The organism is uncultured Shimia sp., from assembly GCF_947493595.1.
In the GTDB taxonomy this organism is placed as follows: Bacteria; Pseudomonadota; Alphaproteobacteria; order Rhodobacterales; family Rhodobacteraceae; genus Shimia.
In genome coordinates this window covers 201,468-226,640 of the sequence record NZ_CANLRL010000001.1, presented here as the reverse complement: position 1 = coordinate 226,640, position 25,173 = coordinate 201,468, and the positions used below count along the sequence as shown (strand labels likewise).

General features: G+C 59.2%; 26 protein-coding genes. 15 read left to right on the top strand and 11 right to left on the bottom strand.

Features of this window, described 5'->3' with window-relative positions; all coding sequences use genetic code 11:
• Window positions 1-252: 252 nt before the first annotated feature.
• Window positions 253-1,032, bottom strand: coding sequence for a 23S rRNA (adenine(2030)-N(6))-methyltransferase RlmJ (gene rlmJ, locus Q0955_RS01155; RefSeq protein WP_299418895.1), 780 nt, complete (start codon window positions 1,030-1,032; stop codon window positions 253-255).
• 205 nt (window positions 1,033-1,237) lie between these two features.
• Here rlmJ and Q0955_RS01150 point away from each other — a divergent pair, with 205 nt between their 5' ends.
• The 6 genes from Q0955_RS01150 to rodA all read left to right on the top strand — a co-directional run bounded on the left by Q0955_RS01150 (window position 1,238) and on the right by rodA (window position 7,676).
• Entirely contained in the window at window positions 1,238-1,876 is a 639-nt protein-coding gene (locus Q0955_RS01150; RefSeq protein WP_299418893.1) for a TorF family putative porin, read from the top strand.
• Between the two features lie 165 nt (window positions 1,877-2,041).
• A complete protein-coding gene (locus Q0955_RS01145) occupies window positions 2,042-3,082 on the top strand; it encodes a rod shape-determining protein (RefSeq protein ID WP_299418891.1) in 1,041 nt (346 codons plus the stop codon).
• Window positions 3,083-3,163: 81 nt separating this feature from the next.
• Entirely contained in the window at window positions 3,164-4,057 is an 894-nt protein-coding gene (gene mreC, locus Q0955_RS01140; protein ID WP_299418889.1) for a rod shape-determining protein MreC, read from the top strand.
• The gene (locus Q0955_RS01135) at window positions 4,050-4,580 is read left to right on the top strand and encodes a rod shape-determining protein MreD (RefSeq protein ID WP_299418887.1); all 531 of its coding nucleotides are present in this window, start codon (window positions 4,050-4,052) and stop codon (window positions 4,578-4,580) included. The genes mreC and Q0955_RS01135 overlap by 8 nt, the downstream gene beginning before the upstream one ends.
• Window positions 4,580-6,523 (top strand): penicillin-binding protein 2, encoded by a 1,944-nt coding sequence (gene mrdA, locus Q0955_RS01130; protein ID WP_299418885.1) that lies wholly within the window; start codon window positions 4,580-4,582, stop codon window positions 6,521-6,523. Before Q0955_RS01135 ends, mrdA begins: the two co-directional genes overlap by 1 nt.
• 7 nt (window positions 6,524-6,530) lie before the next feature.
• Window positions 6,531-7,676, top strand: coding sequence for a rod shape-determining protein RodA (gene rodA / locus Q0955_RS01125; RefSeq protein ID WP_299418883.1), 1,146 nt, complete (start codon window positions 6,531-6,533; stop codon window positions 7,674-7,676).
• 7 nt (window positions 7,677-7,683) lie between these two features.
• Here the strand turns inward: rodA and Q0955_RS01120 are convergent, their stop codons facing one another.
• Window positions 7,684-8,529, bottom strand: a complete 846-nt coding sequence (locus tag Q0955_RS01120; protein ID WP_299418881.1) for a LysR substrate-binding domain-containing protein — start codon at window positions 8,527-8,529, stop codon at window positions 7,684-7,686.
• A 103-nt stretch (window positions 8,530-8,632) separates the two neighbouring features.
• Here Q0955_RS01120 and Q0955_RS01115 point away from each other — a divergent pair, with 103 nt between their 5' ends.
• Both Q0955_RS01115 and Q0955_RS01110 read left to right on the top strand, forming a co-directional pair.
• The gene (locus Q0955_RS01115) at window positions 8,633-9,043 is read left to right on the top strand and encodes a VOC family protein (protein WP_299418879.1); all 411 of its coding nucleotides are present in this window, start codon (window positions 8,633-8,635) and stop codon (window positions 9,041-9,043) included.
• The gene (locus Q0955_RS01110) at window positions 9,040-9,969 is read left to right on the top strand and encodes a glyoxylate/hydroxypyruvate reductase A (RefSeq protein ID WP_299418877.1); all 930 of its coding nucleotides are present in this window, start codon (window positions 9,040-9,042) and stop codon (window positions 9,967-9,969) included. The genes Q0955_RS01115 and Q0955_RS01110 overlap by 4 nt, the downstream gene beginning before the upstream one ends.
• A gap of 85 nt (window positions 9,970-10,054) precedes the next feature.
• On the opposite strand, the gene Q0955_RS01105 is transcribed toward Q0955_RS01110, so the two are convergent.
• Together Q0955_RS01105 and Q0955_RS01100 are read right to left on the bottom strand one after the other, a co-directional pair.
• Window positions 10,055-10,846 (bottom strand): SseB family protein, encoded by a 792-nt coding sequence (locus Q0955_RS01105; protein ID WP_299418875.1) that lies wholly within the window; start codon window positions 10,844-10,846, stop codon window positions 10,055-10,057.
• Window positions 10,843-11,424: a uracil-DNA glycosylase family protein gene (locus tag Q0955_RS01100; protein WP_299418873.1), complete on the bottom strand. Its 582-nt coding sequence runs from the start codon at window positions 11,422-11,424 to the stop codon at window positions 10,843-10,845. The genes Q0955_RS01105 and Q0955_RS01100 overlap by 4 nt, the downstream gene beginning before the upstream one ends.
• 86 nt (window positions 11,425-11,510) lie before the next feature.
• Here Q0955_RS01100 and Q0955_RS01095 point away from each other — a divergent pair, with 86 nt between their 5' ends.
• The 6 genes from Q0955_RS01095 to Q0955_RS01070 all read left to right on the top strand — a co-directional run bounded on the left by Q0955_RS01095 (window position 11,511) and on the right by Q0955_RS01070 (window position 17,831).
• Window positions 11,511-11,855 carry a metalloregulator ArsR/SmtB family transcription factor gene (locus Q0955_RS01095; protein ID WP_299418871.1) on the top strand — a complete coding sequence of 115 codons (345 nt, stop codon included), beginning with the start codon at window positions 11,511-11,513 and terminating at the stop codon, window positions 11,853-11,855.
• On the top strand, window positions 11,848-12,885 hold the full coding sequence (locus Q0955_RS01090) for a permease (protein ID WP_299418869.1): 1,038 nt from the start codon (window positions 11,848-11,850) through the stop codon (window positions 12,883-12,885). The genes Q0955_RS01095 and Q0955_RS01090 overlap by 8 nt, the downstream gene beginning before the upstream one ends.
• Before the next feature lie 288 nt (window positions 12,886-13,173).
• Window positions 13,174-13,833 (top strand): ATP-binding cassette domain-containing protein, encoded by a 660-nt coding sequence (locus Q0955_RS01085; protein ID WP_294116355.1) that lies wholly within the window; start codon window positions 13,174-13,176, stop codon window positions 13,831-13,833.
• On the top strand, window positions 13,811-15,469 hold the full coding sequence (locus Q0955_RS01080; protein ID WP_299418867.1) for a capsule biosynthesis protein: 1,659 nt from the start codon (window positions 13,811-13,813) through the stop codon (window positions 15,467-15,469). Before Q0955_RS01085 ends, Q0955_RS01080 begins: the two co-directional genes overlap by 23 nt.
• The gene (kdsA, locus tag Q0955_RS01075) at window positions 15,469-16,302 is read left to right on the top strand and encodes a 3-deoxy-8-phosphooctulonate synthase (RefSeq protein ID WP_299418865.1); all 834 of its coding nucleotides are present in this window, start codon (window positions 15,469-15,471) and stop codon (window positions 16,300-16,302) included. The genes Q0955_RS01080 and kdsA overlap by 1 nt, the downstream gene beginning before the upstream one ends.
• Window positions 16,303-16,334: 32 nt before the next feature.
• Entirely contained in the window at window positions 16,335-17,831 is a 1,497-nt protein-coding gene (locus Q0955_RS01070; protein ID WP_299418863.1) for a phosphomannomutase/phosphoglucomutase, read from the top strand.
• 122 nt (window positions 17,832-17,953) lie between these two features.
• On the opposite strand, the gene Q0955_RS01065 is transcribed toward Q0955_RS01070, so the two are convergent.
• Complete coding sequence (locus tag Q0955_RS01065; protein WP_058241470.1) at window positions 17,954-18,166, bottom strand: helix-turn-helix transcriptional regulator; 213 nt, start codon at window positions 18,164-18,166, stop codon at window positions 17,954-17,956.
• A gap of 8 nt (window positions 18,167-18,174) precedes the next feature.
• Window positions 18,175-18,684 carry a hypothetical protein gene (locus Q0955_RS01060; protein WP_299418860.1) on the bottom strand — a complete coding sequence of 170 codons (510 nt, stop codon included), beginning with the start codon at window positions 18,682-18,684 and terminating at the stop codon, window positions 18,175-18,177.
• A 157-nt stretch (window positions 18,685-18,841) separates the two neighbouring features.
• On the opposite strand from Q0955_RS01060, the gene Q0955_RS01055 reads away from it, so the two are divergent.
• Window positions 18,842-19,210 (top strand): glycine zipper family protein, encoded by a 369-nt coding sequence (locus Q0955_RS01055; protein ID WP_299418858.1) that lies wholly within the window; start codon window positions 18,842-18,844, stop codon window positions 19,208-19,210.
• Window positions 19,211-19,276: 66 nt separating this feature from the next.
• Here the strand turns inward: Q0955_RS01055 and Q0955_RS01050 are convergent, their stop codons facing one another.
• The 5 genes from Q0955_RS01050 to Q0955_RS01030 all read right to left on the bottom strand — a co-directional run bounded on the left by Q0955_RS01050 (window position 19,277) and on the right by Q0955_RS01030 (window position 25,071).
• Window positions 19,277-21,289 (bottom strand): M3 family metallopeptidase, encoded by a 2,013-nt coding sequence (locus tag Q0955_RS01050; protein WP_299418856.1) that lies wholly within the window; start codon window positions 21,287-21,289, stop codon window positions 19,277-19,279.
• A gap of 156 nt (window positions 21,290-21,445) precedes the next feature.
• Window positions 21,446-22,501 (bottom strand): HesA/MoeB/ThiF family protein, encoded by a 1,056-nt coding sequence (locus Q0955_RS01045; RefSeq protein WP_299418854.1) that lies wholly within the window; start codon window positions 22,499-22,501, stop codon window positions 21,446-21,448.
• On the bottom strand, window positions 22,501-22,968 hold the full coding sequence (gene dut, locus Q0955_RS01040) for a dUTP diphosphatase (protein ID WP_299418852.1): 468 nt from the start codon (window positions 22,966-22,968) through the stop codon (window positions 22,501-22,503). The genes Q0955_RS01045 and dut overlap by 1 nt, the downstream gene beginning before the upstream one ends.
• Before the next feature lie 48 nt (window positions 22,969-23,016).
• Complete coding sequence (gene coaBC / locus Q0955_RS01035) at window positions 23,017-24,213, bottom strand: bifunctional phosphopantothenoylcysteine decarboxylase/phosphopantothenate--cysteine ligase CoaBC (protein WP_299418850.1); 1,197 nt, start codon at window positions 24,211-24,213, stop codon at window positions 23,017-23,019.
• Window positions 24,214-24,279: 66 nt separating this feature from the next.
• Window positions 24,280-25,071 (bottom strand): ChaN family lipoprotein, encoded by a 792-nt coding sequence (locus Q0955_RS01030; protein ID WP_299418848.1) that lies wholly within the window; start codon window positions 25,069-25,071, stop codon window positions 24,280-24,282.
• Window positions 25,072-25,173 lie beyond the last annotated feature (102 nt).

Genomic DNA, 25,173 nt, shown 5'->3' with positions numbered 1-25,173 from the left:
CCACCGCTGAAAGGCGCACGACAGCCTTCTTTGGGTTCAGACCCATAACAAAACTCCCTTAAATAAGCACACCTGAAAGACATCTTGGCTAAAAATCTTGGCAAACAAAAACCGTCAGGTGCCACGCCAAAAATGTGCGCAACCCTCACTCTACTGTCAATTGAAATTACTCCACAATTTGTGGATTTCACAATGTGAAACACAACCCTAGAGAATGCGAAATCTGGCCGTGGGACACAGGGTCAACGGAGGTCAGAGGCTGGCAAACCTCTTCGTCAGGTCCTGCGCCTCCGCTTGTAATCCATAAGGCGCGTTTATGATGAACATGCCCGACCCTATCATACGATGGCCCTCTTTTGCAGGGGGGAATTCCACCTCATGCCGTAGGACCTTAGGGAAACCTTTCGCCTCCAAGGCCTGCACCATCTGCTTGTGTGTCCCGTCTCGCAAGATCGGATACCACAGCGCGATCACACCGACATTCCACTTGCGGTGCACATTGGCGATCCACCCAGGCAGGGTCTTGTAATCGTCCTTGATCTCATAGCTTGGATCAATCAACAGAACACCACGGCGCGGAGTTGGTGGGCAAATCCCCATGACGGCCTCAAACCCGTCTTTTTGATGCACTTTCGCGCCACTGCCGCGCATGGCTTGCCGTAGCGCCGTCGCTTCCTGCGGGTGCAATTCGCAAAGCTGCATGCTGTCCTGCGCTCGCAACAACGCCTGCGCAATGGCGGGCGAGCCCGGATAAGCCACGTCGCCATGCCGCTCCTGCACAGCTGTTAACGCCCGTTTGTAGGGATGGTCCGACGCAAACCACTGCGCCACTTTGGCAATACCAGCCTCCGCCTCACCGGTTTTCACAGCCGCCGCATCGTCCAACTGATAGACACCACGCGCCGCGTGGGTCTCCAAATAGCTCATTGGTTTGGGCTTTTGCCCCATGTATTCCAGCATCACCGCCAAAAGCGCGTGTTTCTGAACATCGGCCAGATTGCCGGCGTGGTAGATGTGTTGGTAACTCAGCATGAGCTTTCAATAGCCTGCCTGCGCGCCAATGCCCAGACGGCAGATTTCGGCCCACCAAAACTATCAGATTTTGCAACTTCCTGCCCAAGTCTAGGCGGTTTTTTGCGCCCCTCTTCAAAGCCCCGTGAGCGGCTGCCAAATGCGTCCCGAGACAGACAAGTCTCACAAAAACAAAAACACCACTCACGCATGAGAGGAAAGACCCATGAACTATCGCACACCAATTTGCGCCGCCGCGCTTTGTGCTCCCCTTGCCTTCGCCAGTGGCGCCGCCGCACAAGGCTGGAACTGGTCATATGGCGCGGACATGACGTCCGACTACATCGACTCAGGTGTATCAAAGTCAGACGGCTTTGCGATCCAACCTTGGGTCGAAGTGGAAAACAGTGGGTTCTATTTTGGGGCCTGGGGCTCCAACGTCGACTTCGGCACCGCTGACAAATGGCAATACAACCTCTACACGGGCTACCGTTCCAACGTGGGTAACAACTTTGCCTATGACCTTGGCCTGGTGCGCAAATCTTATGATGACACCGGCTATGACAGCAGCGAAGCCGCCGTCGGCCTCACCTATACGTTTGACAACGCCATGTATGTCAAAGGCTACGCCGCCTACGACTGGACCAACAAGAACTACAATCGCTACGCACAGGTTGGCTATGACATCGGCGACCGCTGGAAAACCTCTGCCCTCTACGGCGTCGATGACGGGGCATCCAGCGACTATTACTGGGACGTTGGCGCGGAATACGCCTTCACCGACACCATCTCGTTTGACATGCGTTATCACGGCCGAGACGGTGATGACGAAGGGGTTGTTGGCATGTTGAAATTTGCCTTCTAAACGAGCTCTCACATCCGGGTGGTCGCGCCGTGACCACCCCACGCGGCGGAATGTCGCCTTTGTTTTATTGCGGGTCTTTCACAACAGCCTTCGAGTTCCTATAAGAAGGCCGCCCGGACTCGAGAGAGTCGCGGGCTTTGAGAATTTTTGGGGGAACGAAATCTTATGCTGGGAAATTTGGGCAGCCTGTTTACATCCGACATGGCTATCGACCTAGGGACCGCGAACACGCTGGTCTACGTAAAAGGTAAAGGTGTTATTCTCAGCGAACCTTCTGTGGTGGCCTATCACGTCAAAGATGGCGTGAAAAAAGTGCTGGCCGTGGGCGAAGACGCCAAGCTTATGCTGGGCCGCACGCCGGGCAGCATCGAGGCCATTCGCCCTATGCGCGACGGTGTGATTGCCGATTTTGACACCGCGGAAGAGATGATCAAACACTTCATCCGCAAGGTGCACAAACGTTCCACATTCTCCAAACCTAAAATTATTGTCTGCGTGCCCCACGGCGCCACCCCGGTAGAAAAACGCGCGATTCGCCAATCTGTGCTCTCTGCTGGCGCCCGCCGCGCCGGCCTCGTGGCCGAACCGATCGCAGCCGCCATTGGCGCAGGCATGCCAATCACCGACCCAACCGGCAACATGGTTGTCGATATTGGCGGCGGCACCACCGAAGTCGCCGTACTGTCCTTGGGCGACATCGTATATGCGCGTTCCGTGCGCGTTGGCGGTGACCGCATGGACGAAGCGGTTATCAACTACCTGCGTCGCCAGCAAAACCTGCTGGTTGGTGAAGCCACTGCCGAACGCATCAAAACCTCCATCGGCACCGCCCGTATGCCGGATGATGGCCGCGGCACTTCCATGATGATCCGGGGCCGTGACCTTCTGAACGGCGTGCCAAAAGAAACCGAAATCTCCCAGGCACAAGTGGCCGAAGCTCTGGCAGAACCGGTTCAGCAAATTTGCGAAGCGGTGATGACCGCGCTGGAAGCCACCCCACCGGATCTGGCCGCTGACATTGTGGATCGCGGCGTCATGCTCACCGGCGGCGGCGCGCTGCTGGGTGAATTGGACCTGGCCCTGCGCGAGCAAACCGGCCTGGCCGTGTCGATTGCTGACGAAAGCTTGAACTGCGTGGCCATGGGCACCGGCAAGGCGCTGGAGTATGAAAAGCAACTGCGCCACGCGATTGACTACGACAGCTAACCCGGCCTGATCTCGCGCCGGTTTGGCGTCAGCCTTCCGGCGGTGTAGCATAACGCCCACCATCTCTGATCCGGAGACACCTTGGCCAAAGATCGCAGCCAGAGCGAAGATTTCTCAGCACCGCTGCGGCGGTTGCTTCTGGGTGTGCTGATCCTACTGTTGCTGGGCGTCTTCCTGATCTGGCGCATCGACAGCCCCCGCGTGGAACGCTTCCGCGCTCAAATCACCGACACTGTGGTGCCCAATTTTGACTGGGCCATGGCGCCGGTCACTGGCGCAGTGAACATGCTGCGCAACTTCCAAAGCTACACCCGCATCGTCGCACAGAACCGTGACCTGCGTCGTGAATTGCAGGACATGAAGGCCTGGAAAGAAGCCGCTTTGCAGCTGGAACAGGAAAACGCCCGGCTGCTGGATCTCAACAATGTGCGCCTTGATCCACGCCTGACCTATGTCACCGGCGTTGTTTTGGCCGACAGCGGCTCCCCGTTCCGCCAATCCGTGCTGCTCAACATCGGCGCGCGCGACGGCATCATTGACGGCTGGGCGGCGATGGATGGCATCGGCCTCGTTGGCCGTATCTCTGGCGTTGGCCAATCCAGCTCCCGCGTGATGCTGCTGACCGACAGCTCCAGCCGTATTCCCGCCCGCATCCAGCCGTCGGGTCAATCAGCGCTGATCGTGGGCGACAACTCAGTTGCGCCGCATGTGGACTTCCTCGAAACGCCTGATCTCGTCCGCCCCGGAGACCGGGTTGTGACCTCCGGTGACGGCGGCGTCTTCCCCGGCGGATTGCTAATCGGTCAAGTTGCGGTGGACCCCTCCGGTCGCCTGCGTGTGCGCCTCGCCGCGGACTATGAGCGTCTCGAGTTCCTGCGCGTCCTGCGCCACCACGGCCAGGAACGGCTTGACAGCCCTGGCACCGTGATTGCCCCGGATAGCCCCGAAGCCTTCTCGGAGACCACCGATGGCTGACGCAGCACTGTCCAATAAGTGGTTGATGCGGTTTGTCTTTGCCCTGTTGTGCCTGCTCTTGGTCTTTGCACAGCTTCTGCCGTTGGAAACCACCCCGCGCCGCTGGGCCGGGCCGGAATTCATGGTGGTTCTGGCGCTGGCATGGGCCGTGCGCCAACCGGACTACACGCCGCCGCTTCTGATCGCTGGCGTCTTTCTGCTGGCTGACTTCCTGCTCCTGCGTCCCCCGGGACTGGCCGCCGCGATCATGGTCTTTGCCTGCGAAATCCAACGCAGCCGCGCACCCCGCCTACGCGACGCCACTTTTGCGACCGAATGGCTCACCGCCGCCGTGATCATGCTGGCCATAACCGTGGGGTATCGCCTGATCGGCACCATTTTCCTGCTGCCACTGCCGTCGCTGGGCCTGATGCTGATGCAAACCATCATGAACATCGCCATCTACCCCGGTGTGGTCTTCCTGTCTCATCTGCTGTTTGGCGTGCGCCGCGCCACAGCTCATGATGCCTTGGGGGCCAACTGATGCGCGCCAAAACTCCCACCGAAGTCACCGAGGTCCACGGCCGCCTCTCCCGCCGCGCGCTCTTGCTTGGCGGCACCATGCTCGCCTTCATGACCGGTCTCGGTTTCCGCATGCGCCATTTGCAACTGGACCAAGCAGATCAATACCGCCTTCTGGCCGAAGAAAACCGCATCAACATTCGCCTGATCCCACCGGCCCGTGGTGAGATTTTTGACCGAAACGGCATTGTGCTCGCCCGAAACGAGCCGTCTTACCGCGTCACGCTGGTGCCCGAAGACGCCGGCGACGTGGACGCGGTGATCGACAAACTGGCAACCTTGGTGGAACTTGACCCCAAGGAGTTGGACCGCGCCGTCACTGAAATGCGCCGCTCGCCACCGTTCCTGCCGGTCACGATTGCCGACCGCGTCAGTTGGGACGAACTCTCTCGGGTAGCTGTCAACACCCCCGCCCTGCCCGGCATCACACCTGAGGTGGGCCTCTCGCGCTACTACCCCTTGCGCGGCGACATGGCACATGTGCTGGGCTACGTTGGCCCGGTCTCCGACTACGACCTGTCCAAGATCGACAACCCTGACCAACTGCTGCGCATCCCGCGCTTCCAAATTGGCAAGGTGGGGCTGGAAGGCCGAATGGAGGATGATCTGCGCGGCGTGGCAGGCACCAAACGTGTCGAGGTCAACGCCGTTGGCCGCATCATGCGCGAGTTGGACCGCCGCGAAGGTGAACAGGGCGACGACATTCAGCTGACCATCGACCAAGGGCTGCAATCTTATGCGCAGGCGCGACTGGGCGAAGAAAGCGCCGCCGCCGTGGTTATGGATTGCGAAACCGGCGACTTGCTGGCCGTCGCCTCGGCTCCGACCTTTGACCCCAACCTCTTTGTCGAGGGCATCTCGGTTGCCGACTACGGTGAGCTGACCGGCAACGACCACCGCCCTCTCGCGGCCAAATCGGTCCAAGGCACCTACCCTCCGGGGTCCACGTTCAAAATGATCACCGCGCTGGCCGCGCTCGAAGAGGGCATCATCGGCTACGACGACACGGTTTACTGCCCCGGCCACATGGAAATCTCCAACCGCCGCTTTCACTGTTGGAAGCGCGGCGGCCACGGCCAAATGAACCTCGCGCAAGCCATCCGCGAAAGCTGCGACGTCTACTTCTACGACATCGCCCTGCAAGTCGGCATCGACAAGATGTCCGAAGTGGCAGCCAAATTTGGCATTGGCGTGAAATTTGACCTGCCGCTGTCCGGCGTGGCGCGCGGCCTGAACCCGTCGCGCGACTGGAAAAGCTCGGTGCGCGGCGAAGATTGGGTGGTGGGCGACACCGCCAACGCCTCCATTGGGCAGGGGTTTGTGCTTGCCTCACCGCTGCAACTCGCGGTGATGACTGCACGCCTCGCCACTGGCAAAGCTGTGCCGCCCCGTCTGGTGAAATCCATCAACGGCGTGGAACAGCCAATTGCCGAAGCGCCCCGTCTGGACATCAGCCCGACCCATCTCGCCGAGGTGCAACGCGGCATGTATGCGGTTTCCAACCACCGCCGTGGAACGGCCTACAGCAAACGCATCATCGAAGATGAGTTCCGCATGGCAGGCAAGACCGGCACCTCTCAGGTCCGCAACATCACAGCCGCTGAGCGTGCGCGTGGTGTGACCCGCAACGAAGACCTGCCGTGGAACCGCCGCGACCACGGTCTGTTTGTGAATTACGCGCCGTTTGAAAACCCGAAGATCGCAGTGGCCGTAGTTGTGGAACACGGCAGCGGTTCCAAGGCCGCCACGCCGATTGGCCGCGACATCACGCTACAGGCGCTCTATGGCGGTACCCCGCCCCTGTCTGCCTATCCCACCAAAGACCGCAACAGCATCAAGATACAGCAAGAAGAGCTGGAGAAACTGGTGCCAGGCCGCGAAATCACGCGCCGCAACCGGGCATGAGGCGCAGATGAGTTATCTCGAATATAACGTCAAACATGTGCCGTCAGGGCTGCGCAAAGTGCTGCACCTCAACTGGGCACTGCTGCTGCTAATCACCGCCGTGGCTGGCGTAGGCTTTTTGATGCTCTACTCTGTCGCCGGTGGATCATTCTCACCCTGGGCCGAGCCGCAAATGAAGCGCTACGCTCTTGGGGTGTTTGTCATGTTCTTTGTCGCCATGGTCCCGATTTGGTTCTGGCGATCAATCTCGGGCTTTGCCTATCTGGTCACGCTGATCCTGCTGGTACTGGTGGAGGTCATGGGCAGCGTCGGCATGGGCGCCCAGCGCTGGATCGACCTTGGTTTCATGCGCCTTCAGCCTTCCGAGCTGATGAAAATCACCCTGGTGATGTGCTTGGCGGCCTATTACGACTGGTTACCGACGGAAAAAACCAGCAAACCGCTCTGGGTGCTGATCCCCGTCCTGCTGATCATCATCCCCACCATGTTGGTCCTACGCCAGCCGGACCTTGGCACCTCGATCCTGTTGCTCACCGGCGGCGCCATTGTGATGTTCCTCGCCGGTGTGCATTGGGGCTACTTCGCCGCTGTGATCAGCATGGTTGTGGGGCTGGTGGTCGCCGTGTTCCAATCGCGCGGCACCGAATGGCAACTGTTGAAGAACTACCAATATCGCCGTATCGACACTTTTCTCGACCCATCGTCTGACCCACTCGGCGCAGGCTACCACATTACCCAATCCAAAATTGCGCTTGGCTCTGGTGGCTGGACCGGGCGCGGCTTTATGCAAGGCACCCAGAGCCGCCTGAACTTCCTGCCGGAAAAACACACCGACTTCATCTTCACCACCCTGGCCGAAGAGTTTGGCTACGTCGGCGCGGTGTCTCTACTGTCGCTTTACGCCTTGATTGTGGTGTTCTGCATCGCCTCCGCCATATCCAACAAAGACCGCTACTCCTCTCTGGTTATTCTCGGCATCTCAGGCGCATTTTTCCTGTTCTTCGCTGTGAACATGTCGATGGTGATGGGCCTCGCGCCCGTCGTGGGCGTGCCGCTTCCATTGGTCAGTTACGGGGGCTCCGCCATGTTGGTTTTGATGGCAGGCTTTGGGCTCGTGCAATCCGCCCACGTGCATCGTCCGCGGCAAGTCTAAACGCGACCTAAGCGCTCTCCACACCGACAGTCTTACGCAACAGCCGCACCAACGGCCGTCGCGCATCCCGGCGCCACGTGAGCAACCCAACCTCCCGGAAGGCGTCTGGGATTTCCACAAACTGCAAGTCCTGATGGTGCTTCACCAGCCCCTGCCACCGCGGCAGGACCGCCTGCCCCAGACCGTCCTCAACCATCTGCGCAATGATCTCCACCGCATCCAACTCACACCGCACCTGAGGCGCAGAGACCTGTGACGTCAACGCTCGCCAACAGGCCGCGCCACCCCAGGACGTCCGACTATACACCAAAAAGGGCACGTCATTGGCTTGCCCCTCGCCCACGGGCCGCACAAAGCCAATCGGCTGTTTTGCCAATACGTCAAACTGCATTGTCTTGGGCAACGCAAACGGCGGCGCCACAATCAGCGCCGCATCCAGCGCGCCCTCTTCAAACTGACGAAGCACCGCCTCACTGGCCGCCGGGATCAAAGCCAGCTCCACCGCTGGCGCCTCTGCCTCCAGCTGTTGCACAACTGTCGGGCCATAATCACTCAGCGCTGTGGACACCGCGCCCAGGCGCAACCGTCCCCCAAGCTGTTCCTGCGCCAACCGCCCGGCAAGCCCGGCTTTCAACGCCACCATCTGTCGCAAATCCGCCAACAACGCCTCGCAATCCGGTGTGGCTGTCATGCGGCGTCCGTCCCGCACCAAAAGCGGCACTTTCAATGCCGCCTCCAATGCGCCTATCCGCTGCGCCGCAGCCGCCGCCGTGATGCCCTGGCGCCGCGCGGCAGCCGCCAAAGATCCCTCTTCCACCGCCGCCAGCAATGTTTCCACAAATCTCACATCCATAGTTTTTCTTATGTCTGAAGATGCAAAAACAAGCTACCCTTCTTCACTTTGCGCTTCTACCTATGCGCTAAGACCCTATTCTCCTCCTTCAAAGGAACCGCGCATGACCATCTTTCATCTCGCTTATAACGTCCGCGATCTTGATCAAGCCCGCGCCTTCTATGGCGACCTGCTGGGCTGCACCGAAGGCCGCAGCACCGCCACCTGGGTGGACTACAACTTCTTTGGCCATCAGCTTTCGCTACACATCGGTGAACCTTTTGCCACCGCCGCCACCGGCAAGGTCGGCGAGCACATGGTGCCCATGCCGCACCTCGGTGTGATCCTGCCAAAAGCCCAGTGGGACGCCCTCGCGCAGAGCCTCACCGAGGCTGGTTTGGACTTTGTGCTCAAGCCGTTCACGCGCTTTGCCGGTGAACCCGGCGAACAAAGCACCATGTTCTTCAACGACCCCTTTGGGAACCCCATCGAAATCAAAGGCTTTGCCGACATGTCTGGAGTGTTTGCCACATGATCAACGTCCTCTTTGCCGCCAAGCCCGAACGCTGGGCGGAGTATGAGACCCCGCTCAAGGAAGCCTTCAAAGCCGCCGGTGTGGACGCCAACCTGCAGACAGACTTCGTGCCTGAAGACGTCGACTACATCGTCTACGCTCCCAACAGCCCCGTACAGGACTTCACGCCGTACACCCGCTGCAAAGCCGTGCTCAACCTCTGGGCCGGTGTGGAGAGCATAGTCGGCAACAAAACCCTGACCATGCCGCTCTGCCGTATGGTCGATCCCGGCATGACCCAGGGCATGAAAGAATGGGTGGTGGGTCATGTGATGCGCCATCACCTTGGCATGGACCGCAACATCCTTGGTCAAAACGGCGACTGGACCCCGCATGTGCCGCCACTTGCGCAAGACCGCCGCGTGACCATCATGGGCCTCGGCGAATTGGGCAGCGCCTGCGCCGAAGCCCTGCGCGATCTGGGCTTTGACGTCGCGGGCTGGAGCCGCCGCGCCAAAGACATTCCCGGCGTCACCTGCCTGCACGGCGATGACGGGCTCAAAACCGCCTTGTCACACGCCGACATCCTTGTGCTGCTCTTGCCCAAAACCACCGAAACAGAAAACCTGCTCAACGCAGAGCGCCTGTCGTGGATGCCCAAAGGCGCGATGATCGTAAACCCTGGCCGAGGGCCACTGATCGACGACGACGCCTTGCTGGCCGCGCTCGATAGCGGCCACATTGCCCATGCCACGTTGGATGTCTTCCGTGTGGAGCCGCTGCCAAGAGAGCACCCCTTTTGGGCGCATCCTAGAGTCACAGTCACGCCGCACATCGCCTCGGAAACCCGCGTGAAAACCTCAAGCGAAGTGGTGGTTGAAAACGTGCGCCGGGGGGAAGCGGGTGAACCCTTTGTGCATGTCGTCGACCGCAGCGCGGGGTACTAAAACTCATGCCTGAGGGGCCAGCCCCTCTGGCGCAGCCCGCTGCGCCATTCACCCCGGGATACTTTGGGGAAAGAGAAGAGTTTAATCAGCGCAGAATTGGCGGTTTGTCTGGATCACTGCCGGGTGTGACAGGCACGTGGTCTTCCGCCTTGGGTGGCTCTGGCAGATCAAACCGCAATCCAACCCGCGCCAGCTGAGCCGCCACCGGATCGTTGATAGCAAAGAACCCCACATCCAGCGCGCCCGCCTCGATGCCAGAGAAGGTCAGCGCCTCGTTCACAGCTTTCGCCAACGCGCCTTCTGCGCCGGGCACAACATCGACAAAGCCCAACATGTGCGACCGGCTCCCGCTCTCATAAGTCGTACCAACGAGATAAGCCATTTTGGCCAACCCACCGGCAGTGCTCAGCTTGGCATCCAGCGCCGTGATCAGCACTTCTGGCAACCCTGCAGGCGGCGCAAAGCTCTCCACTTTGGCCTCAACCTCATCCGGCGCATGCTCCAGCGTGTCCGCCAGCCAGCCCAGCGCCTCGTTCGGGATCAAGATCGAGGACGGCGCCACCTCGGGATTGACCGCCAAGCCAATGCCCTGCCCCGCCAGCATGTTGGCAATCACCCGACCGGACAGCCCGGCATACGGCGCCACCCGCCCGACAAACTGCGCCAACCGGTCTTCGGTATCAAACACCAGCACAAAGCTCGCATCCGAGGTTTCAAAAATCTCCGGCGCGATGCGGTCGCCTTCCGGCTCTTTTTCCAGCAGCAAGAACAGCTCCGCATCCGCAAGCCGCTCATAGAAGCGCAGGCGTGCCGCATCATCTTCCGGCGCCGCTTCCATTGCCGCATGGGCCTTGTCCAATGGGGTCAGGTCACTCATGTCAGCACCTCCTTGATACGGGTTTGCAGCGCGGGCAACAGCTCGGCCTCAAACCAGGGTTTCTTCTTCAGCCATGCCGTATTGCGCCAGGACGGATGTGGCAAGGGGAAGACCTTGGGCGCATGGTCGCGCCACCCTTCAACAGTGACCGTCACCCCCGCCTTGGTGCCCAGATGCCACTTTTGGGCATAGCCCCCCACCACAAGCGTCAGCGGCACGTCACCCAGCGCCCCCATAACCCTTCCCCGCCAAGTTTTGGCGCAGATCGGCGGCGGTGGCAGGTCGCTGCCAGCCGCGTTGTAGCCGGGAAAACAGAACGCCATCGGCACAATCGCCATACGGGATGTGTCATAAAAAACAGCCTCATCCACGCCCATCCAATCCCGCAGCCTGTCCCCGCTGGGATCAGTAAACGGCCGCCCGCTTTCATACACCCGCGCGCCGGGGGCCTGTCCGACAATCAAAAGCCTCGGCTTTCCTTCAAACCACACCACAGGTCGCGGCTCATGGCCTGTCGCAGTGGCGGCAAATCGGCCTACACAGATCCGGCAGCCCTCTATTTCCTGACGTAGTGACATGCCTCCCCTGATAGCGGCCCAAAGTTATTTCGACAATATTCGAAATAAGACTTGCGCGACTCATTCATTTCGATATTTTTAGAAATATGGAACATACAGACCCCACAGATATCTCCCTCGAAGTGGCCGCCTCCACCTTTGCGGCGCTTGGATCGGAGCAACGGCTCTCGGTTCTGCGCTGCCTGGTGCGCGCTGGCCATGAGGGCCTCTCCATTGGTGAGCTTGGCAAACGCACAGGCGTGACCGGCTCCACCTTGACCCATCATATGAAGATCCTCGCCCAGGCCGGGCTGGTAACTCAGGAAAAACAAGGGCGGTCGATCATCTGTGCCGCCATCGCTTATGACGCCGTACGTGATCTCTCCACCTTCCTGTTGCGAGAGTGCTGCGCCGACGTTGCCAAAAAGTGCAAGGAGCACGACCATGGCTGACACCACCCAAAACGCCCCCGCCCCTTGGCGATCGCGATGGAAAAAACTCGACAAAGCCTGGCTCGCGGTGGGGATTATCCCGCTGATCCTGCTGCTGGTCGCGCCAGAAAAATTCCTGCCCGCATCCGAGATCGTTTTTGAGGCAATGAGCCACACCGGCATCTTCATCATCATCGCCATCACATTGGTGGCCTTTGTGAAAGCCACCGGCGCAGACAACCTGATTGCCAAGGCGTTCCAAGGCAACCAGGTGCGCATGATCATCCTCGCAGCCTTTATGGGCGGCATGTCGCCCTTCTGTTCCTGTGAAGTCATTCCCTTCATTGCCGCCTTGCTGGCGGTTGGTGCCCCCTTGGGTGCGGTGATGGCCTTCTGGCTGGCCTCCCCGCTAATGGATCCCGCCATGTTTACAATCACTTGGGGCGAATTGGGGCTGGACTTCGCGCTGGCCAAAACCGTCGCGGCTGTGAGCATCGGCATGATGGGCGGCTTCCTGACCATGACCTTCTCCAACACCGCGGTCTTTGCCGAACCTCTGCGCGAGAAACCTCAGGTTGGTGGATGTTGCGGCACCAAAGCGCCCTTCTCGGCCAAACCTGTCTGGACGTTCTGGGGCGACGCGGATCGTCGGACCATCTTCCGCACCACCTGGGTGGACAACGCGCTCTTCCTGGTGAAATGGCTGCTGATCGCCTACATGTTCGAAGCCCTGATGGTGGTTTATGACACCACAGCTTGGGTCGGCCAGTTCCTTGGTGGCGAAGGTTTTGGCACCATCCTGATCGCGGCCCTCATTGGCATGCCCGCCTACCTTAACGGTTTCGCCGCCGTGGGTTTCATCAGCGGCCTGATGGAGCAAGGCATGTCCCAGGGCGCAGCCATGTCTTTTGTGATTGCTGGTGGCGTCAGCTGCATCCCCGCCGCCATCGCGGTCTGGGCCTTGGTGAAACCGCGCATCTTTGCCGCCTACCTCACCTTTGCCTTAACCGGCGCACTGATCGCAGGCACCGTCTGGCAAGCGGTTGCATAAGCAAATCTCTTAACCAAAACACATGCAAACCACCGGTGCCCAAACGCATCGGTGGTTTTTGCATAAGTACTTAACAAAGCAACCGAAAACACTGAATTTCCTCAAATTTCTCCGAGACTTCCGCTTTCTGTTTCAATTTTCTACATTTCTTGCCCCATTCCCGCCGCAGACAGTTGCTATCTGCCTGTCATATCCGACATATTGGGCAAAACGCCGTCAGAGCGTTAACCACTTTGGTGTATAGTTTTGTGCTATAACGGCACGTGAGAGCAGTATCAGGAGCAGTTGATGCTCGAGTTCGACAATGTGAGTAAGTCCTTCTGGACCGGCACGCAGCGCAAGGTCATCCTTGAGCGCGTCTCTTTCCGTGTCGAATTGGGCAACTCTCTAGGCATCCTCGCCCCCAACGGCACCGGTAAAACCACGCTGATCAATATGATGGCGGGGCTGGAGAAACCTGACGAAGGCACCATCCGCCGCGACTGCCGCATCTCCTTCCCGCTGGGGTTCATGGGCGGCGTGGTGAACAAACACACCGCCGTGGAAAACAGCCGCTACATCGCGCGCCTTTACGGGCTGGACCCGGATTATGTCGAGGCGTTCTGCCGCTGGCTCTGCAACCTTGGCGAATATTTCGACCAACCGCTGGGCACCTATTCGTCCGGCATGCGTTCGCGCTTCACCTTTGCGCTGATGCTCGCGCTGGACTTCGACATCTACCTGATTGACGAGGGCATGCCCTCTTCCACCGATGTGGATTTCAACAAGAAAGCCGGTGAGGTGCTCCGCGAACGCCTGCGCACCACCACAATTGTGATTGTGTCACACCAGCCGCAAGTGCTGGAAAAATTTGCCAGATCGGCGGCGGTGCTGCTGAACGGCAAACTCTATATGTTCGACACCTTGGAAGAGGCCAAGCAGCTCTATGACTACCAAACCCAAGGCTAAGAAATTCCGCGTCCGCCGCAGCGAAACCCCGCCCGCACAGCCAGCTGCGGACGGCACCGCGCCCGCCCCTCAAGCCGCGCCGCAACCGCGTCCACACGCTGTGAACCTGCCCAATCCGGGCGCCCAGCCGCAGGGCCAAGCCGCGCCGCAACCAAGGCCGCAGCCCGCTGCCGCCAACGCAGCGCAGCCCACACCGCAAGGTGCAGAGGCCGCGATTGACGCGATCAAACGCGAAGGCCTCACCGGTCGCCAGCTGCGTATGGCCCGCCGCATGGCGCAGAAAAACAATCTGGCACCTACGTCTGACTATGACGCCGTGCGCCTATTGCGCGAGGCGGGCATAGATCCGTTCCAGCGCACCAACATGCTGGATCTCATGCCGTCGGACAAAGGTGCCAAGCCCCCCGCCAAAGCCGGCAAGGTGCAACTGCCGCAGACCATGCCGATGGGCAAATCCAACCTGCCCTCCACTGAGACCATGTCTCCGGCAGAAATGCGCGCGCTGGAAATTGGTGAAATCCAGAAAGACATCGCCCGTCGCCGTCGTCGCCGCCTGCTCCTGCTGCTGGCCCGCCTCTCGGCCTTTGTTTTCCTGCCCACCCTCTTTGCCGGTTGGTATTTCTACAACGTCGCCACGCCAATGTACTCCACCAAATCCGCCTTCCTTGTCCAACAAGCCGACAGCACTGGTGGTGGTGGCCTCGGCGGCCTGCTTCCGGCGCAGCTCAATTCCAACCAGGACGCCATCGCGGTGCAGGATTACCTGACCAGTAAAGACGCGATGATCCGATTGGACAACGATGTGGGCTTCAAAGACCATTTCTCCAATCCGGAGATCGACCCAATCCAGCGGCTGGACGAAAACCCGTCCAACGAAAAGGCCTATAAGGTCTACAAGAAGTTTGTGAAAATCGGTTACGACCCGACCGAAGGCTCCATCCGCATGGAGGTCAGCGCATCGGATCCGGAAATCGCAACTCAGTTCTCCAAGGCCCTTATTTCCTATGCAGAACAACGGGTTGACGACCTATCACAACGCAAACGCAAGGACCAATTGCGCGACGCTCGCAACAGCCTGGACACCGCTAAAGAAGAGCGCCGCAACGCGCAAATTGAGCTGGTCCGACTGCAGGAAAGCACCGTGCTTGACCCGGAAGGCGTGATCGCCTCCCTGCGTCAACAGATCACCAATCTTGAAATCCAATTGCAGGAAAAGCAGCTGCAACTGGCCGCACTCGAAGACAACGCGCGCCCCAACAAGGCCCGTGTCGAAGGGGTCCGGGGGGACGTGCGCCGCCTACAGGCTGCCTTGGCCACCCAACGTGCGCGCATGACAGAAGCCACCGCAGGCGAGGAATCCCTCGCCTCCAAAACCTCGCAAATCCAGATCGCTCAAGCTGACTTGGCCGCAGCCGACCTGCAAATGCAGACCGCGCTGCAAACTCTGAAACAGACCGAATTGGAGGCCAACCGCCAGGTGCGCTACCTGACCACCTCGGTGGATCCTGTATCGGCGCAGGACCCGTCTTACCCGCGCAGCTTTGAAAACACGATCTTGGCCTTCCTGATCTTTTCGGGCATTTATCTGATGATCTCGCTGACCGCGTCCATCCTCAGAGAACAGGTGTCCTCGTAATGAAACATGTAAATGTTGGTGCTCTCACCATCGGCAATGACCTTCCTTTGACGGTCATTGCAGGCCCGTGCCAATTGGAGAGCAAAGACCACGCCGAAATGATCGCAGGCACCATGAAAGAAGCCTGCGCCAAGGCAGGTGCGCAATATGTCTTCAAAGCCAGCTACGACAAAGCAAACCGCACCTCCCTCACCGGCATCCGCGGTCTGGGTCTCGACGCGGGCCTGTCCGTTCTGGACGGCATCCGCAAGGACTTTGACGTGCCCGTGCTGACCGACGTGCATACCGAAGAGCAATGCGCCTTGGCGGCCGAAGCTGTCGACATCTTGCAAATCCCGGCTTTCCTGTGCCGTCAGACCGACATGCTGGTGGCTGCTGGCAAAACCGGCGCCGCAGTGAACGTGAAGAAAGGCCAATTTCTGGCCCCTTGGGAGATGGGCAATATCGTCACCAAGATCGAAAGCACAGGCAACACCAACATCCTGCTGACCGAACGCGGCACCTCCTTTGGCTACAACACGCTGGTGGCCGATATGCGCTCCCTGCCGCAGATGGCCAAAACCGGCTACCCTGTGGTGATGGACGCCACCCACTCCGTGCAACAGCCCGGCGGCCAGGGCGGCAGCTCCGGCGGCCAGCGCGAATTTGCACCGGTGATGGCCCGCGCCGCCGTCTCTATTGGAACCGCCGCCGTGTTCATCGAAACGCATCAAGATCCGGACAAGGCGCCGTCTGATGGGCCCAACATGATCCACCTTGACCAAATGCCGCAACTGATTGACACATTGATGCAGTTTGATGTGTTGGCCAAAGCCAACCCAATTGCCATTTGAACCACCTTTTTTTGACGAAGAAAGACATTGTTATGAAAAAACCTTTGCCCGAAGTGCGCCCAAATACCTGGGAATTCCTGCGCGACCCAATGATCGCCCCCACCGGCTTTCGTGAATATGACGCCCGCTGGCAATTCCCGGAGGCGATCAACCTCCCCGGCATGACGGCGCTTGGCTTTGGCCTTGGCACCCAGATGCAGCGCCGTGGCATCGAGCCGGTGATTGCCGTGGGCAACGACTACCGCGACTATTCCGTATCCATCAAAATGGCCCTGATTGTTGGCCTGATGAAGGCTGGTATCCACGTGAAGGACATCGGCCCCGCCCTGTCGCCCATGGCGTATTTCTCCCAGTTCCACCTCGATGCGCCTGCCGTGGCCATGGTGACTGCGTCCCACAATCCCAACGGCTGGACCGGCGTGAAGATGGGCTTTGAAAAGCCCCTGACCCACGGCCCGGATGAGATGGCAGAGCTGCGCGACATCGTGCTCAATGGCGACTTTGACGCCCATGAAGGTGGCAAACACGAGTTTATCGACGGCGTGCGCGAAGCCTACCTTGATGATCTGGTCGGCGACTTCAAAATGTCCCGTCCTCTGAAAGTTGTCTGCGCCACCGGCAATGGCACCGCCGCCGCCTTTGCGCCGGAACTCTTCAAACGTATGGGTGTTGAAGTGGTCGAAAGCCACTGCGAACTCGACTACACCTTCCCCCACTACAACCCGAACCCCGAAGCCATGGAAATGCTGCACGACATGTCTGCTTCAGTCAAAGCCTCCGGCGCCGACCTCGCGCTTGGCTTTGACGGCGACGGCGACCGCTGCGGTGTGGTGGACGATGAGGGCGAGGAAATCTTTGCCGATAAGGTCGGCGTGATCATGGCCAAGGACCTTGGCAAACTCTACCCCAACGCCACCTTCGTGGCTGATGTGAAATCCACCGGCCTCTACGCCGCTGATCCGGACCTTTTGGCCACCGGTGCCAAAACCGACTACTGGAAAACCGGCCACAGCCACATGAAACGCCGCGTACACGAGCTTGGCGCGCTGGCAGGCTTTGAAAAATCCGGCCACTACTTCCTCGCAGGTGACGTGGGCCGTGGTTACGACTGCGGTATGCGCGTGGCTGTGGAAATCTGCAAAATGCTCGACCGAAATCCGGACATGAAAATGTCAGACATGCGCAAGGCCCTGCCCAAAACCTGGTCCACGCCCACCATGTCGCCCTATGCGGCTGACACCGAGAAATACGACATTCTCGAGCGCATCGTGGCCAAGCTCTCTGCCATGCACGACGCAGGTGAAAAAATCGCCGGTCGCGCGATCAGCGAAGTTGTCACCGTGAACGGCGCCCGCGTGATCCTGGACAACGGCAGCTGGGGCCTCGTGCGCGCCTCCTCCAACACGCCAAACCTAGTGGTGGTGATCGAAAGCAACGAAAGCGACGCCGAAATGCGCCAAATCTTTGCCGAAATCGACGCGGTGATCCGCACGGAACCGGGTGTCGGCGACTACGATCAAACCATCTGACGCACGTCGCCACCTCTACAAGACACGAAAGCCCGGGCTCCAACACCCGGGCTTTTCTCATTCCTGAAATATCCCGGGGTGGCCACATCGCAGATGTGGCAGGGGCAGCGCCCCTGAAACCCTCACTCCTCCTCTGGCACATACTCCAGAATATCGCCGGGCTGACAGCCAAGATGCGCGCAAATCGCCTCTAGCGTATTGAAACGAATACCTTTTACCTTGCCGGATTTCAGTAGGCTCAGGTTGGTTTCGGTCAATCCAATGGCCTGCGCCAACTCGCGCGAGGTCATCTTGCGTTTCACCAGTTCTAAATCAAGGTTGATGCGTATGGGCATAGGGCCTCCTACAGGAACTGGTTGTTTTCGTCAGCAATTTCTTGCGCTTGATTGAGCGACCGGCTGATTGCAAAAAACACCGCCGCAAGCACCAGGAAAACCACATCAATATCAATGTCGATCAGCACAAACTCCGGGCGTAACTCCGGTGCCAAATGCGCGCTCAACACCACCGGCTGCATCGACACATTCAACGCGTTGAGCAACCAAAACGCCAAAAACGCATAGGCGCACAGCCGCAGATGTTTCCCCATCTGCGCAAAGTCCTGCGGATTCTTCAAAAGCAGGATGCGGTCCAGCGCCCAGAACCCGACGCCCAAACTGACCAACGCAGGCCACATCATCGCCATGCCAACCAGAATCGCCCAGAGCGGCGGCACCGGCATATCCAGCGGTAAATCGAAGGCATCCGCCAGCATTTCGCCTGTACCGAGGAAGGCGGACATCCACAAAACGGCCCAACCAAAGGTGAAATAGACCAGCGTGATCAGCATGGCGAGACGGGCCACTAGCTTCATGTTTTTCTCCTAAAACCTGTTGACCCTCAATAAATCAATTACGTTTTACAGGCAAGCTTTTATGTAAAACGTAAATCTTTTGCCTTGAAATAAAAATCAGCCCTCCTTAAATGGCCACCATCCCAAGACAGACTCATTTCGAAAAGGACCCACCCAAATGACACACAACACTTTGATGCTCAGCCTGATTGCTTCTCTCTCCTTGGCGGCCTGCACCGCGCCAGTGGATCGCCCCCTGACTGTAGACGGAACACGCAACGCCAATTTTGATGGCGATTACAACGCGTGCCACGCTCAAGCCGCTTCATTCACCAACGGCGCCGAGGCCGAAAGCGCCGCCATAGGCGCGGTGATTGGCGCAGGTGTTGGCGCAATTGAAGCGGATGATGAATGGGAAGGCGCTTTGGCCGGAGCGGTGGTTGGCGGTGCCATTGGTGCAGCTGAAAACGCCTCCAAAACCGATGACGAACGCCGCAACGTGCTGATCCGCTGCATGCAAAATCGCGGCCACGACGTGATCGGCTAACCAGATAAAAACACCCGCAGGCGTCCTCCGCCTGCGGGTGTCTTAGTTTCTCAATGAAAGCAAACTTTAGGCCGCCAAGCCGCGCCCCTTCAAAAGCGCCTCAACGCCCGGCAAACGCCCGCGGAACCGTTTATACAGCTCATCCGCCTCCACCGATCCACCGGTCGACAGGATATGCCGCTCCAACGCCTTGGCCGTCTCCGGATCAAACGCACTACCCGCCTCCTCAAAGGCCGCAAACGCATCCGCATCCATCACCTCAGACCACATGTAGCTGTAGTAGCCGGAGCTATAGCCGTCCCCGGCAAACACATGGGCAAAATGCGGCGTGGCGTGGCGCATAGTAATCGCGGCTGGCATGCCCAGTTCTGCCAGAACCTCCGCCTGTTTCGCCATCGGATCGTTTGGGGCCGCGCCTTCGTGGAACGCCAAATCAACCAGCGCGGAGGCAACATATTCCACCGTGGCAAAGCCCTGATCAAAGTTCGCCGCGCCCAGCACTTTCTCCAACATCACCTGCGGCATCGGCTCCCCGGTCTCCGCATGTGTGGCATACTCCGCCAACACCTCAGGAACCTCCAGCCAGTGTTCATACAGCTGGCTCGGCAACTCTACAAAGTCCCGCGCCACCGACGTACCGGAAATGCTCTCATAGGTCACATTGGACAGCATCTGATGCAGCGCATGGCCAAACTCGTGGAACAGCGTGCGGGCATCGTCATAGGAAAGTAACGCCGGATCACCCTTTGCAAAGTTGCAGACGTTGATCACAACCGGCCCCTGCACCTCAGGAAATTTCGCCTGCCCCCGCATCGCCGAACACCACGCACCCGAGCGTTTGCCACCACGCGCAAAATAGTCGCCAATAAATACCGCCACATGATCCCCGTCGCGTGTCACTTCCCAGGCTCGGCAATCCTCATGGTACAGTGGCACATCCAACTCTTTGAACTGTAACCCAAACAGCTTGGTCGCACAGGAAAAGCTCGCCTCGATCATACGATCCAGCTGCAAGTACGGCTTGAGCGCTGCCTCATCCAGATCATGCTCCGCCTTGCGCCGCTTCTCTGCGTAAAAGCGCCAATCCCACGGCGCCAGATCGCCGTTGATCCCGTCTGCGTGCATCATCTCGGTCAGCATGGCGGCATCCGCTTCTGCCCGCGCCTTGGCCGGCGCCCAGACATCCATCAACAACCCGCGCACCGCGTCGGGCGTCTTGGCCATCTCGGTTTCCAGCTTGTAGTCGGCAAAACTTGCGTAGCCCAAAAGCTTCGCCCGTTCCTCACGCAGCGCCAGGATCTCCCCCGCAATCGCGCGATTATCGGTCTCGCCCCCATTGGCCCCACGCGCGGCCCAGGCCTCAAACGCCTTCTCCCGCAGGTCGCGCCGCGGCGAGAACTGCAAGAACGGCACAATAATCGACCGCGACAGGGTCACAACCGGCCTATCAGCGCCTTTCTCTTCGCCAGCCGCCCGCGCCGCATCCACGGCAAAGGCGGGTAACCCCTCTAGGTCTTCCTCCGCCAGCGGCATGAACCAGTCGCGCTCATCCGCCAGAAGGTTCTGCGTGAATTCTGTGCCTAGAACTGCCAACCGTCCTTTGATCTCTTTCATGCGTGTATCCGCGTCGCCTTCAAGCGCAGCCCCGCCGCGCACAAAGCCGCGATGGGTCAACATCAGCACCCGCTGCTGCTCTTCCGTTAGGTCCAACGTGTCCCGCGCGTCCCAAATGGCTTTGATCCGGCCAAACAACGCTTTGTTCGCCGAAATCTCCGCCGAATGCGCCGCCAGCTTCGGCGAGAACGCCCGCTGCAACTCCTCCCGCGCCGGATTGCTGTCTGCACCGGCCACCGAAAAGAACACCGACAGCACTTTGTCGAGCCCCTCACCCGCCACTTCCATCGCCTCGATGGTGTTGGCAAAGCTGGGTGCCTCGGCACTGTCGGCAATCGCGTCGATCTCAGCCTTATGCGCGACCAAAGCCTCTTCAAAGGCAGGCGCAAAATCTTCGTCAGAAATCTTATCAAACGGGGCGAGCTTAAACGGGGTGTCCCAATCGGACAGCAGCGGATTTGTCATCAGGTGAATCTCCTTTGCGCCCACCCTAGGCAGCGCTCAAAGGAGGTGCAATCCACCTCACCAATCCGTGCGCAGCTGCACAACGACACGCGGCATGTGCATCCATCGCCACAGTTGCAATACAGTCGTGATACAGACGCAATACCGATGGGAAAATCAGCCGTTTTTGCCACCGCAAGTTGGGCAATCGGAGCGCGGTTTTAACCCAATCTTGCGGGTCTCTCCCCACAGCGCGTCATAGATCATCATCTCGCCACGCAGTGCCGCACCCGCTCCAGTGATCACCTTGATTGCCTCTGCTGCCATCATCGTGCCAACCACACCCGGCAGTGGCCCAACCACCCCAGCCTCAGAGCAGCTTGGCGCCATGCCTGGTGCAGGGGCTTCCGGGAAAATACATTGATAACAAGGGGTTCCACCGGAAGGGTCAAACACGCTCAACTGGCCTTCCCATTGCGAAAGCGCGCCGGAAATCAACGGCTTGGCTTGTGCCACACAGACCTCGTTCACCAAATAGCGTGTGTCAAAATTGTCCGTGCCATCCAGCACCAGATCGTATTCGCCAATGATCTCCGCCGCATCTTCTTCGGTCAGCCGACGCGGATACGGCACCACCGTCACAAACGGATTCTGCGCCGTCATCGCCTCCGCCGCCGACAGCACCTTCGGCGTGCCAATCGCCTCATCTTTGTGGATCACCTGACGCTGCAAATTGGAGTTGTCGACAACGTCGTCATCCACCACCCCGATTGTGCCCACGCCAGACGCTGCCAGATACAGCAAAACCGGCGATCCAAGCCCTCCGGCTCCGATCACCAACACCTTGGCATCTTTAAGTTTTTTCTGCCCCAAACCACCCAGTTCGCGCAGCACAATATGACGTGCATAGCGGTTCAATTCGGTGTCGGTAAACAGCTCTTGCGCGGCACTCTCCTGCGCCGCATCTGCAGTTTTGGCATCCGCTTTTTGGCGCAGTTTCTGCACCATTGTGGAATAGCCCAATACAACCGCAACTGCCCCGCCAATCATCAGCCACATCGCCAGACTGCCGCCGGTCGCAATCACCAATTGATGTTCTGGTGGAAACACCGCCTGCACGCCGACAACGGCGAGATACAGCAGCCCAATCATGGTCCAGCGCGCAGACTTAGGCGCGCCCATCACCATGCCAATCGCCCAAAGCCCGGCAACCATTGCAAGCACCAAAAGCATCAAAGCACTCCCGTCGAGCCAAACCCGCCGGACCCACGGCTGGTCTCACTAAGCTCTTGATCCAATTGAAACTCTGCCATCACGACCGGTGCCACAACCATCTGCGCAATGCGCATACCGTGGCTGATTTCAAAGGCCTCCTGACCTGCGTTTAGGACAATCACCCCAAGCGGCCCACGATAGTCACTGTCAATGGTGCCGGGGCTGTTGGGCAACGTCAGACCGTGTTTCAAAGCCAACCCAGACCGCGGTCGCATCTGCACCTCATACCCCTTTGGGATTTCCAGCGACAAGCCAGTCGGCACCAACACCCGTGTGCCGGGTGCCAAAGTCACGCCATCCCGTTGATCTGCTGGGAAATTTGCCCGCACATCCGCCCCTGCCGCGCCAGGTGTTTCATACGACGGCAAAGCCACTGACCGATCCGCATCGTGCATCCATTTTAGCCTAATTGGAACCGCTGCCATGTCTTCACTGTCCCCAAATATCCCCGCCGGAGGCCGCGCCCTAGCGCGTCACTTTATCAGCATCTCCGCAACACGTGCCGCCAGTTTCTCTGCAACGTCAGCCTTGCCCATGCGCGGCCAAGCCTCTGATCCAGCGTCCGAAATCAGAGTCACCGCATTTTCGCTGCCGCCCATAATCCCGGTCGCCGGGCTCACGTCATTGGCAACAATCCAATCACAGCCTTTGCGCAATCGCTTTGCTGTGGCGTTGTCAATCACATCATCGGTTTCCGCGGCAAAGCCAACCACCAAGCCAGGGCGCCCGTCGCCCATCTGGCTCACGGTGGCCAAAATGTCGGGGTTCTCGGCAAACTCCAGAGTCGGCAAGCCGCCTTTGGTCTTTTTTATCTTGCTGTCAGAGGCACTTGCCACCCGCCAGTCAGCCACCGCCGCACAGAAAATCGCCGCGTCCGCCGGCAAACATCCCCGCACCGAGTCCATCATTTCCGCCGCCGTCTGTACCTCGACCAAATGCACACCATCCGGCCGCGCCGCACCTGCTGGTCCCGTGACAAACACCACCTCCGCGCCGAGTTTCACCAGCGCATTGGCAATCTCAGTGCCCTGTGCCCCGGACGAGCGATTTGCAATGTAACGCACCGGGTCAATTGGCTCATGTGTCGGCCCCGAGGTCACCAACACCCGCTTCCCTTGCAACGGGCCTTCTGACAGAGCGCCTTGAATTGCTTGCACAATTTCCATCGGCTCAGACATCCGCCCCGGGCCAAACTCACCACAGGCCATATCCCCTTCGTTGGGGCCAACAAACGTCAAACCGTCTGCCTTCAACTGCGCCAGATTGCGCTGCGTTGCCGGATGATCCCACATGCGTACATTCATCGCAGGTGCCACCAACACGGGCGTATCCGTCGCCAACAACAGCGTCGACGCCATGTCATTGGCCAGACCATTGGCCATCTTCGCCATCAAATCTGCCGTCCCCGGCGCAACCACAATCAAATCCGCAGAGCGTGACAATTGTATGTGGCCCATATCGGCCTCATCGGTCAGATCAAACAGATCGCGATAGGCTTTCTCTCCCGCGAGTGACGACACTGACAGAGGCGTGACAAATTCTTCCGCCGCACGGGTCAACACTGGCGTCACCCAAGCGCCGCGCTCGCGTAACCTCCGGATCAGCTCAAGCGACTTATAGGCCGCGATTCCGCCGGCAATAATCAGGAGAATTCGTTTGTCTGTCAGCATTTAGCAGAGCTCTTTCGCGCTAGGGTGCCCAAATCTAGGCCGCATGAGCCAAAGGAGCAAGCATGCTTATTTGAAGGCTTCACACGGGTCGTCCCGCTCGGCCGCTTCAGTCACAATCCAGAGATCATAAGGCTGCGCCCCCTCGGGTTCACTCTCAAACTGACCCAAAGACATCGAAGACACCTCTTTAGGCAACAGCACCGGGGCGCCCCAATCCGTGCGCGCGTGGCCATTACCTGTGATCACCGCCACCGGCCCACCAGTTTCCGCCAAAGCTTCGGTCACCGCTTGCGCCAACCGCGCATCGCGCAACCGCTGCGCCATAACCATGCCTGGCAACATTTCATCTGGCAACGCATCACAATGCGCCGCCAGTTGCAGCGCCTCGCGTTCTTCCTGTTGCGCTTTCGGCAACGGCAAAGTCAGGCCAAAATCCGCTCCCGCCCCGTCAAGAACGCCACTCATGTCGCCACCCTTAAACGCAATCCCGGCGGCCTCTCGCGGCACCTGTGCCCCAAAAACTTTGGCATCCCCAAGCACGGCAAATATCGGAGAGTACATCGCAAAATCTGGCCATCCGCTCTCCGCCCAGCCCAGCGCCGCGTCCAGTGCGAGTTGATCATCCAGCAATTCTTGTGTCACCTGCGCCGCCTGTTCCGGCACCAACATCTCAAACACAACCGCCTTTGGCGCAATCGCCAGCAAAGCTTGGGTCTGATTATCATGATGGATCGGATTGTCATGGATTTCCCCAAGAAAAACCACATCCGCGTCGTGGAACACATCGTAGGACACCGTTTGTGCGGCAACAGAACCCGCAAACAGGGCAGCGATCAGAGGGGCAAACATCATTTTCATGGCACCACAAGACCGCGCACCACGGCCAGATGCAAGCCCACGTCGTGTCGCATGCCGCTTTCCAGCTTGCCCATCAAAAACGAATGACGCAGGGTGCCTGTC